9 protein-coding genes and 1 pseudogene are annotated in these 9568 nt (G+C 56.2%); 7 read left to right on the top strand and 3 right to left on the bottom strand.

Going from position 1 to position 9568, the window contains the following annotated elements; translation table 11 throughout:
• Positions 1-15: 15 nt before the first annotated feature.
• A pseudogene (locus K7H91_RS14300) lies at positions 16-257 on the top strand (transposase); the annotation flags it as partial.
• A 2-nt stretch (positions 258-259) separates the two neighbouring features.
• The gene (locus K7H91_RS25710; protein WP_330166009.1) at positions 260-493 is read left to right on the top strand and encodes a WYL domain-containing protein; all 234 of its coding nucleotides are present in this window, start codon (positions 260-262) and stop codon (positions 491-493) included.
• Between the two features lie 301 nt (positions 494-794).
• Here K7H91_RS25710 and K7H91_RS14290 read toward each other — a convergent pair whose 3' ends face one another.
• The 3 genes from K7H91_RS14290 to K7H91_RS14280 are packed head-to-tail and all read right to left on the bottom strand — an operon-like array spanning position 795 to position 4659.
• Positions 795-1889 carry a CaiB/BaiF CoA transferase family protein gene (locus K7H91_RS14290; protein ID WP_230720942.1) on the bottom strand — a complete coding sequence of 365 codons (1095 nt, stop codon included), beginning with the start codon at positions 1887-1889 and terminating at the stop codon, positions 795-797.
• Positions 1889-3109: an acyl-CoA dehydrogenase family protein gene (locus K7H91_RS14285; protein ID WP_230720943.1), complete on the bottom strand. Its 1221-nt coding sequence runs from the start codon at positions 3107-3109 to the stop codon at positions 1889-1891. Before K7H91_RS14285 ends, K7H91_RS14290 begins: the two co-directional genes overlap by 1 nt.
• On the bottom strand, positions 3109-4659 hold the full coding sequence (locus tag K7H91_RS14280) for an AMP-binding protein (protein ID WP_230720941.1): 1551 nt from the start codon (positions 4657-4659) through the stop codon (positions 3109-3111). The genes K7H91_RS14285 and K7H91_RS14280 overlap by 1 nt, the downstream gene beginning before the upstream one ends.
• A gap of 113 nt (positions 4660-4772) precedes the next feature.
• Between K7H91_RS14280 and K7H91_RS14275 the strand changes: the two genes are divergently transcribed.
• The 5 genes from K7H91_RS14275 to K7H91_RS25565 all read left to right on the top strand — a co-directional run bounded on the left by K7H91_RS14275 (position 4773) and on the right by K7H91_RS25565 (position 9558).
• Positions 4773-5720 carry a LysR family transcriptional regulator gene (locus K7H91_RS14275; protein WP_230720940.1) on the top strand — a complete coding sequence of 316 codons (948 nt, stop codon included), beginning with the start codon at positions 4773-4775 and terminating at the stop codon, positions 5718-5720.
• A 93-nt stretch (positions 5721-5813) separates the two neighbouring features.
• On the top strand, positions 5814-6770 hold the full coding sequence (locus K7H91_RS14270) for a tripartite tricarboxylate transporter substrate binding protein (RefSeq protein ID WP_230720939.1): 957 nt from the start codon (positions 5814-5816) through the stop codon (positions 6768-6770).
• Positions 6771-6778: 8 nt separating this feature from the next.
• Complete coding sequence (locus tag K7H91_RS14265; RefSeq protein WP_230720938.1) at positions 6779-7228, top strand: tripartite tricarboxylate transporter TctB family protein; 450 nt, start codon at positions 6779-6781, stop codon at positions 7226-7228.
• Positions 7229-7238: 10 nt separating this feature from the next.
• The gene (locus tag K7H91_RS14260) at positions 7239-8744 is read left to right on the top strand and encodes a tripartite tricarboxylate transporter permease (RefSeq protein ID WP_230720937.1); all 1506 of its coding nucleotides are present in this window, start codon (positions 7239-7241) and stop codon (positions 8742-8744) included.
• Positions 8745-8886: 142 nt separating this feature from the next.
• Positions 8887-9558 (top strand): FMN-dependent NADH-azoreductase, encoded by a 672-nt coding sequence (locus tag K7H91_RS25565; RefSeq protein WP_269066227.1) that lies wholly within the window; start codon positions 8887-8889, stop codon positions 9556-9558.
• Positions 9559-9568 lie beyond the last annotated feature (10 nt).

The following is a 9568-nucleotide window of genomic DNA, read 5'->3' as shown; positions in this document are numbered from 1 at the left end:
GCAAAGGAAGCAAAGATGAGACAGAAATCCGGGCAGCAGAAGCCGACGGCAGACAAGGCGATCAAGGATATCCGCCGGGCCACCCGCAAATCCTATTCCGCTGAGGAGAAGATCCGCATCGTGCTGGAAGGCCTGCGCGGCGAGGACAGTATCGCCGCGCTCTGCCGCCGGAAGGGATCGCCGAGAGCATGTATTACACCTGGTCGAAGGAAATTCTCGAGGCCGGCAAGCGGCGCCTGGCTGGTGATACGGCACGGAGATCGAGATCGGCGATCGCGATCAAGCGGGCACCGCCAGCCAGCGCATCATTCGCCCCCTTGCCATCATCTATAATGATCACATCCTGACGGTCCTGGCCTGGCGCTGTCTGCGTGATGATTTCCGGATGTTCAGGGACGGCTGGATCGAGAGCCTTTCGGTCAACGGCGCCAGTTTTCGTCCGCAGCGGGTGAGTATGTTGCGGGATTACCTGGCAAAGCTCAGTGATAAATAATGAATGGTGGCTTTCAGGATTGCCTCCACCGAACTGCTCAAACCGGCGTGTCCCACTTTTCCAAAGCGGGCGGTACAATACTCTCATGGTGAAGCGAAAGCGATCTCTTATTGCAGGTTAATGAATGCGCTGGTGCGAACCCCTTCGGGCTCTGGTTTAAATCCACGGTCTGCACCATTACTGGCCGCTTTTACGGCACGACGGCGATAATCTGCTCCGTAGCCGGACGCGTAGAGCGCAACCGGACATCGCCCTCAACGTTTCTACATGCCCTCATCCGGAGCGAGGAGAAGAAATATGCCTACTCGAAATGTTCGCGGCAGGTCTCTTCAGCGTTCGCTTCGCGGCATCCGTTGATGACGGCTGGGAAGCTTGGGAATTGGAATGACGAACTTGCGGACTCCCATGTCATGATGCATCCTCTTTCACGCAGATGGGGGTCTTTCAACGCTTCGTCTCCCTCCCAGACAGGAACAATGGGCGCTTGTCCCAATGCGAAGATCGAAGCCCATTCATCTCGGTCGCGGGTGGCAAACAGGTTTGACAGAAGTTCGGCCAGGTGTTCCTTGGCGCTGTCGCGGCCAAGCCGCGTATTGAACGTGTCGGCCCGCAAAGGGTGGTCCGCAGGTGTCGCTGAATTCAGAAACTCGGCCCAAAAGTGATCTTCCAGCGTGGCGATGGCAATGAACTTCCCATCTCGACACCGGTAAATTGCGCTGTCGGCCATGACCTGAGATTGTTGGGCTGGCAATGCCTCGCGCTGATCTTTCGACAACAACATGGTGAGACTGGCGGCGGCCATGGCATCGAAGATCGAAGTGTCGACGGTTTGGCCCTCCCCAGTCCGGTCAGCTTCGACAATGGCCGCAAATGCAGCCAGACTAGCAGCGTTGACGGTGAGCGCATCGGCCAAACGGATGTTGGGACGCACGATCTGTGGTTCCAGCTGCGAGGGCAAACCAAAATAACCGGCAAGACCGAGCACTGTGAGGTCGTGTGCGGGATAGTGGCTGTAAGGTCCAGTCGCTCCATACCCGCTGATCGACACGATCACGAGCCGAGGGTTAATCGCGTGAAGCCAGTCGGTGCCGATGCCTAGCCGTGCGAGAACTTTCGGGCGGAAGCTTTCGATAAGCACGTCAGCTTTTGCAACCATTGCTGCCAGGGCGTCTTTGCCGGACCCTGTTTTTAAGTCCAATCTGATGATCGTCTTGCCCCGGTTAAGCATTCTGTAGGTTGCCGGAAACAACTGTTCGGTTGGATCACCTTTGGGGGGCTCGATCTTTGTCACCTCGGCCCCGAGGGTACGAAGCGTGGCCGCAGTGGCCGGTCCAGGATAGAGAAGTGAGAGATCGAGAACGCTCTTTCCCGTCAGCGGCGCGGCGAAGCCCGGCATCAGCCCGCCCCGCCCAGGAGGGATTTCGCGATGGTGTTTTTCTGAATCTCCGATGTGCCGGTAACGATGCGGAAGGTACGCAGATTTCGGAAGATATATTCGATTGGTCCGCCCTTCAGCAAACCCACCCCGCCATGCACCTGCATGGCCCGGTCGGCTATGCGAAAACCGTTCTCCGCGCAGAAGAGTTTGCACATGGCGGCTTCAGTCCGGATATCGTGGCCTTCATCAAGCCGCCGCGCCGCGTCGAACATCATCGAGCGACCAGCGTAAAGGTCTGTCGCCATATCTGCCAGTATATGCTGAATCGCCTGGAAGCTGCCGATCGAACGACCGAACTGTTGGCGACCGTCCGCTCTTTCGACTGAAAGCGTCAGCGCCAGCCGCGCATATCCCATCATCGTCGAACAATGCAGCAGCCTGTTCACGGAAATCCGCGCCATGCCGAGGCGGAAACCCGTGCCTTCCTCGCCAATGAGGTTGGCATCGGGAACGTGGACATCGTCAAACACCAGATCGGCATGAGAGCCCTTGCCGGACAGGACTTCGTAATCGGTGCGCTTGGAGGCACCCTTGGAATGCAGATCGACGAAAAAGGCCGAGATGCCTCTACCCTTTGCGTCAGGGTCCGTGACGGCAAGAACTATGGCGAAGTCGGCAAAGCTTCCGCCTGAAATAAAGCGCTTGACGCCGTTCAGTACATATCCGCCTTCGCGCTTCTCCGCTTTTGTCTTGATCGAGGCAGCATCTGAACCTGCGCCAGCTTCGGTCAATGCGAAACAGACAGCGCGCTCGGCGGATTGAATCGGTTTCAGGAAGGCTTCAACTTGATCGTCATTTGCATGTTTGAAGAGATGTCCGATCCGAGGCGGGCCGGAAAGGTCACCCAACACATGTGGTGCGAGAACCGTTCCGGTCATGAGCGCAGCCTCACGGACAGCACAGATATCGGCAACGGAGAGCCCCTGACCGCCAAGCTCCTTCGGAAGCAGGTAGGAATAGAAGCCACGGGCAGCGGACATCTTCCAGACCGCGCGCAGCTTCTCGTGCGGCACGCTGGTATCCCAGTCAATGCCGTTGTCCTTTTCGAATGTTGCGAGATCATTCGTCAAAAAGTCTATCAACGGCTCAACGGCTGTGCGGGCGGCGGCGCCACCCCGGAAGTCCGACAGCGCGCGCTCGCGCGTGCTCTGGCCAGGATCGGTTATGGCATTTTGCATCACACTTTCCTTTCCGAAGCGGCCCAATATGCATCGCGCACCTGGCGGCGAACGATCTTACCGTTGGGATTGCGTGGCAGGTCTTTTGCGAAATCAAAGCTGCGGGGCCGCTTAAAGCCCGGCAGATTTTCCTTGCAATAGTCTGCCAGGGCGTCTGGTGTAATTTCAATTCCGCTTTTGGTGACGACCACAGCCTTGACGGCCTCGCCCCATTCCTTGTCCGGCACACCAACAACAGCAACTTCAAAAACGGCCGGGTGGCGGTACAAGACTTTTTCGACTTCCGAAGGATAGACGTTGAAGCCGCCCGAGATGATCATGTCTTTCTTGCGATCCACGATGAAGACATAGCCTTCCTCATCACGTGTAGCCACATCGCCGGTGTGATAGGCTCCATCGATCAAGACCTCGGCGGTCAATTCGGGTGCATTCCAATAGCCAAGCATGACATCAGGCCCCCGCACGACAATCTCACCCGCTTCGCCGATATCGGCTTCCGTGCCGTCCTCACGCTCAATGCGCAATTCGTTTTCGAAATAGCTACGGCCACAGCTGGCCAGTCGGGAGCGGTCGCCGGCAAGCGCCGCGACATGATCTTCAGCTGTCAAAACGGTCACTGTCGACGTCGTCTCTCCAGCGCCGTAACCCTGTGACAGGATCGGCCCGAAAACGGCCATGGCTTCCTCAACAACACTCGGAGCCATAGGTGCGGCTCCATAGGTAACGCTTTTGAGGCTTGAAAGATCGTATTTTGGTACCAAGCCGGACGCGAGAATGCGTGACACCATGGTTGGGACAAAAAAGATGCGGTTTATCTTTTCTCTCTCAATGGTCGAGAGTACCTCGTCGATGTCGAAACGATCAAAAAGCACATTTCCGCCACCCATGTAGAGGGTTGGCAGGATCGACATACCAGAAGCGTGTGTGATCGGCCCAACATGGCCCATAATCACGCCGATACCACCATCGCGACCGGGGCGAATCAGATTCTTGCGCAGAAGCGCGCGGCGGTTGCCATAGCTTTGCATTGCTGCCTTAAGCACGCCCGAGGAGCCGGAAGTGTAATGCAATACGGCCAAGTCACTGTCGGCCGGATTTTGACTTTCGATTCCGGTTCTTCCAAGCTCCAGGAGCTGCTCATATGAAGTGTCACCGGCATCTCCGGAGATTGCCACGATCATCTTGAGCCGGGGCATCTGATCGCGCCGTGCCGCGAGGTCAGCTGCATGTTTCGACCCTGCGATGATGACAACCGCGTGGCTGTCGTTGACAACATGGATGGTTTCCTCTGGCGAAAGGCGTGCGTTTATCGGCACCTTCACCATGCCACCCTTGTAGCAGGCGATCTCAGTGGCAAGAACCTGGGTGCAGTTCTCCGCTTGCATGGCGATATGTGAGCCGACAGGAAACCCTGCGGCTACAAGGCCGCTCGCCAGACGGTCTGTCTCGGCGTCAAGCTCGGCATGGGTCAGGCACTTAGTTTTGTCCATGGCAGCCATCGCGTGCGGCCAGTAACGTGCGGATCGCTGCACGACTTGTCCCAAGTTCATCAGTTTCCTCCCGGATATAGTGCGCGCAAAACTACCGCGAGATTTGGCCATTTCCGAAAAACAGATTGAGTCTGGCCTCTATAAGGTTTTATTATTGCGAAAGGGGAAGAGACATGAATTCCAGACAGCTTCAATATTTCGACGCCGTGCTCCGCGAAGGTGGTTTTTCGGCTGCTTCCCGCGCGCTGCACATTGCGCAGCCCGCATTGTCAGGGCACATTGCAGCACTGGAAGCGGAACTGGGTCTCAAGTTGTTCGAACGCACGAATAAGGGTGTGACCCCAACATCGGCAGGAATACGTCTGGGCGAACATGCACAGTCAATCTTGCGGCAAATCGATTCCGCCCGGCTGGAAATGATTGGCAACGACGATTCGCCAAGCGGAGAGGTTTTGGTGGCTCTGCCGCTGACGGCAGCCTATCTGCTTGCGGCACCAATGCATCAGAAAGTGTCGATGGAACTTCCGCGGATCAAGCTGCGAATCGTAGAAGGCCTCAGTTTCGAAAGCGGCGACGTCATGTCTTCCGGGCGCGGAGACCTTGGGCTGGTTCCCAATGCTGCGGATATACCGAACCTCGAAGCAATGTCATTATTCCAGGAGAACCTCTATCTCGTGGGCAAGTGGGATGGCGTTTCACCGAGGTTAGGTGAAATACCATTGGCAAAATTGCCTGACTTTCCCTTGATTCAGACCCAGAAGCGGGTGGTGCTGCGTCGCGCGATTGAGGAACTGGCTGCTGCTGAAGGCATCACCCTTAATACAGCCTATGAAATCACTGGCCTACATGTCCTTTACTCGCTGCTGGAGGGTGGATTGGGATATACAGTGATGAACTGGGCTCTGATTGGAAGCCGTTGGGATCTGGACAGGCTTGCTGCGTGGAAGATCGTCGATCCCGAAGCGAAAAGGACGATTTCGCTGACCTGGCCTAAAAACCGCCCGATGACCGCAGCGGTTAAAGCAGTTCGCAAAGTACTGATCGGGGTTTTGAGGGATGTGGTGGCCGATGGCCGATGGCCGGCAACCCCGATGGCGCTTTATGATGACGAGTGGCTATAGACAAACGGTATAACGAATATTTCTAACCTGTATTTTGGCATTGCTGCCTCTCACGTCTACCGTGACAGAACACTTGCAAGGAGGAGGCAAGAAATGACCACTAAGACACACTTTGGTGCAATACGCCGTATTGCGTCCATCGCAATCGCATTCGGCTTGATGTCCGGACCAGTATTTGCAGAATTTCCGGAAAAACCGATCACCGTGCTTGTCGGCTTCGGTGCCGGCGGCGCAACCGATGCGCTGGCACGTTTGATAGCGAAGGAAGCCGAAGCGACCCTGGGTCAACCGATTGTCATTGCAAATGTCCCCGGCGGCGGCGGCGTGGTGGCGGCCACCAAGCTCATGAATGCACAGCCAGACGGCTATACGATCGGTATGGCTGTCACTTCGACGTTTTCCTATGCGCCCCTTGCATCCGATTCCGTCAAATATGACGCAGATACATTTGATTACCTGACATCGGCCGCCGCACTGCAGAACGCGGTGGTGGCGAGTAAAGATTCGCCCTACAACTCCTGGGAAGATGTCGTTGCCGCCGCTAAGTCCGGGCCAAAAATTTCGCTTGGCTCTTCCTCGCCTGCTGTAAACCTCATAATGAGCCACGTTGCGGCCCAAGACGGTTACGACCTCAAGATTATTCCGACCAAGGGCGGTGCGGAGATCATGAAGGACGTCATCGGCGGCCATATAGACATCGGCTGGAGTGCCGGCGTCCACCAGCGGTTCGGTGACGAGCTGAAAATACTGGCTGCCTATGGGTCAGAACGTTTGACCAACGCGCCGGATGTCCCGACTTTTGCCGAAATGGGCTACGATGTTTCCGACGATACCGTCTTCATGTTTTTCACGCCTAAGGGCATTCCCGAAGAGATATTCAAAAAACTATATGTTGCATTTTCTGGCGGTGCTGAAAGCGCGGGTGTCGTCGAGATGGTCGAGAGCAAGTTGGGTTTCCCGTCAACCGTCATGACGCCGGAAGAGCTTCGTAAAAACGTGCAGGACTCAACCGAAAACTACAAGAAGCTTCTTGCGGCTTCCGGCAACTGAGTCGCGCTATGTCTGTGCGGACTTTTGAAGCCCTCGTAGGGGCCGGGATTGCTGTACTGGCACTCGTGGTCTGGCTCTGGGGTATTCCGGCCTGGGTTGAACCAAACGATTTCGTTCAGATTTCTCCCCGGCTGATGCCTGATGTTGCCGTCGGTGCCATAGGGATACTGGGAGCCTTAATGTGCATGCATCGTCTGTTCCTTGAGCCTGACAAGACGACACCTGCACCGTTTAACACGAGAACAATTGTGTTGACTGCGATTGTTCTGGCGCTCTTTGCAGTTGCGGTCGCTCTGATGTTGAACGTCGGCTATCTCCTCGGCGGCATATTCATCGTCGGTTCTCTGACAGTCTTCATGGGGCAACGGACATGGTGGGCGATTCTACTGACCGCAGTTGTCCCGCCCTTTCTGCTCTGGGGTTTTTTCGAAATTTTACTGGGCATACCGTTACCCTGATTGGCTCGTCATGTTTGAAACCGTCATAACCGCATTCTCGGACGCCTTTACCGTTCAAACGCTCGTGCTCATTTTTGCGGGCGTTTTTATCGGCCAGATCTTTGGTGCAATACCCGGACTCTCAGCGCTGACGGCGATCGCTATCGCAGTGCCTTTGACCTACTATTTCACGCCCGTTGGAGCGTTGGCCTTTCTTGTTTCAATCAACAAGGGCGGCACGGTTGGCGGCGCAGTATCGGCCATTCTGATGAATACGCCTGGCACGCCCGAAGCGGCTGCAACTGCATTCGACGGACATCCGTTGGCGAAACAGGGCAAGGGTCTCAAGGCCTTGAAGATGGCGCTTTTTTCGTCCGTAACCGGTGACAGCCTCTCCGATTTCGTCCTTTTCGCCGTCTCCGCTCCGCTTGCCTTGATCGCCATCAAGATGGGGCCGACGGAGATGCTGGCCGTCATTGTCTTCGCGCTCACGATCATCGCAAGCCTCGTCGGCAAATCGATGTTTAAAGGTTTGATCGCCGCATTTCTGGGCTTGTTGTTGGCGACCGTTGGCCTTGACCCCGAAGGCGGCACAAGTCGCTTTATCTTCGGCATGCCCGACCTAATGGATGGTTTGCCCATTTCAGCCGTTGGCATCGGGGTGCTCGCCATGGCCGAGGTTCTACGCCAGCTCGTGATGATGCGCGGTGCCAACGCCGATAGCCACCTGCCTTTCAGCTCGAATAACCCGCAGGACAAGCAATTAAGCTGGGCCGAATTCCGCGGTTGTCTACGCACAATCCTGCGGTCGGCCGCCATAGGGACGGGTATTGGCGCCCTTCCCGGAATTGGCTCCAGCGCGGCTGCCTTTATCAGCTACAATGCCGCAGTGCGCGCTTCCAAGCGCCCAGAGACCTTCGGCAAGGGAAACATTGAAGGGATTGCTGCCGCCGAGGCCGCCAACAGCTCGGTCGTTGGAGCGAACTTCATTCCGTTGCTGTCAATCGGAATACCCGGCAACGTAGCAGCCGCGTTGATCCTTGGCGCGTTCATCGTCCACGGCATCCAGCCCGGGCCAAACCTCATGCACGAGCAGGGACGATTGGTCTACGGCATGTTTGCGGCCATGGTCATCGCCAATATGACAAACCTTTTGCTTGGTTATTCTGGCCTACGGATATTTGCCCTGGCTGCACGTGCGCCTGCACGGGTTGTGTTTCCCGTAATTGGCCTCATCTGTCTTACCGGAGCTTATCTCACGTCCGGCACTTTCGGGCTGCCTTTGGTGGTCGGATTCGCGGTCATCGGGCTTGTGATGCGCCAGCTCGACTTCTCCTTCGTGACCTTCATTATTGGGTTTGTGCTCGGTCCAAGCTTCGAGCTGGCCGTCCGCCAAACCGCGATCCTTTCTGATGCCACCCTCGGCTACTTCTTCGATCGGCCAATCGCGATGCTGATCCTTGCCCTTGCCGCATTCACATTGGTTCGCTCCATATGGAAACACGTTCTCCGCTCAAGAAAAAATGCGACAGCTTGAGAGCGGACTCATCGCTCATCCGATGAACTGGAGCCGTCACTTTGCTTGAATCAAAGTTGGGTAAAATCCCGCGCCAGTTAGTTCAGCCATATTGTTACTTTATACTTCAAAAGCATCGGCGTGGCATTTGCTGTCTTCTGGTATGCGAACCAATTCTATCTGGTTCCCGGGTCCAAATTCTCTTTTTTGCAAACGATGTTCATTGCATCATTCTGAATCAGATACAGCCGTTGGATTCGCGACGGATCGGTGTGCAAGGCAGCACGATTGCTCCACACGAGGGTTCCAGTTCAGTCGTCGGGGCGAACCCTTTCCAGAGGAAGATTGGTCAGTCTCCGACCCCGCCGACACCTCCGCCTATGAACGCTCGAAGATAGCCGCCGAACGCGCTGCATGGGAATGGCAGGCGGAGCAGCCGAACGGCATGGTCATCACCCGCGACCTTGCTGAAGAGCCCCTGCCCCACGTCACGATGCCCTGGCTCGCGGCCTATTTCACGCCGCCCGATGCACAGACGGCGGAGATGAAGGCACAATTGGCGCTTTCCGATACACTTGTTCGGGAACTTCTGGACTGCGACGAGCTTGTCATCGCCACTCCGGTCTATAACTACAACATTCCCGCCGCGCTCAAGGCGTGGGTCGACCATATCGTGCGCAAAGGCTTGACGCTCGGCTTCGATGGCAGCGGCCTGGTCACGGGGAAAAAGGCCACGTTGCTGATTGCCTCGGGCGGCGAATATGGCGAAACCTCGCCAATCAGAGACCGTGACATCGCCACGCAATATCTGAGAGGCCGATTTAAAAGTTATTGAGTGATATCAG

Source organism: Martelella mediterranea, assembly GCF_021021415.1.
Taxonomy (GTDB): Bacteria; Pseudomonadota; Alphaproteobacteria; order Rhizobiales; family Rhizobiaceae; genus Martelella; species Martelella mediterranea_C.
The sequence above is the reverse complement of the archived record's forward strand: the minus strand, read 5'-3'. Positions and strand labels throughout refer to the sequence as shown.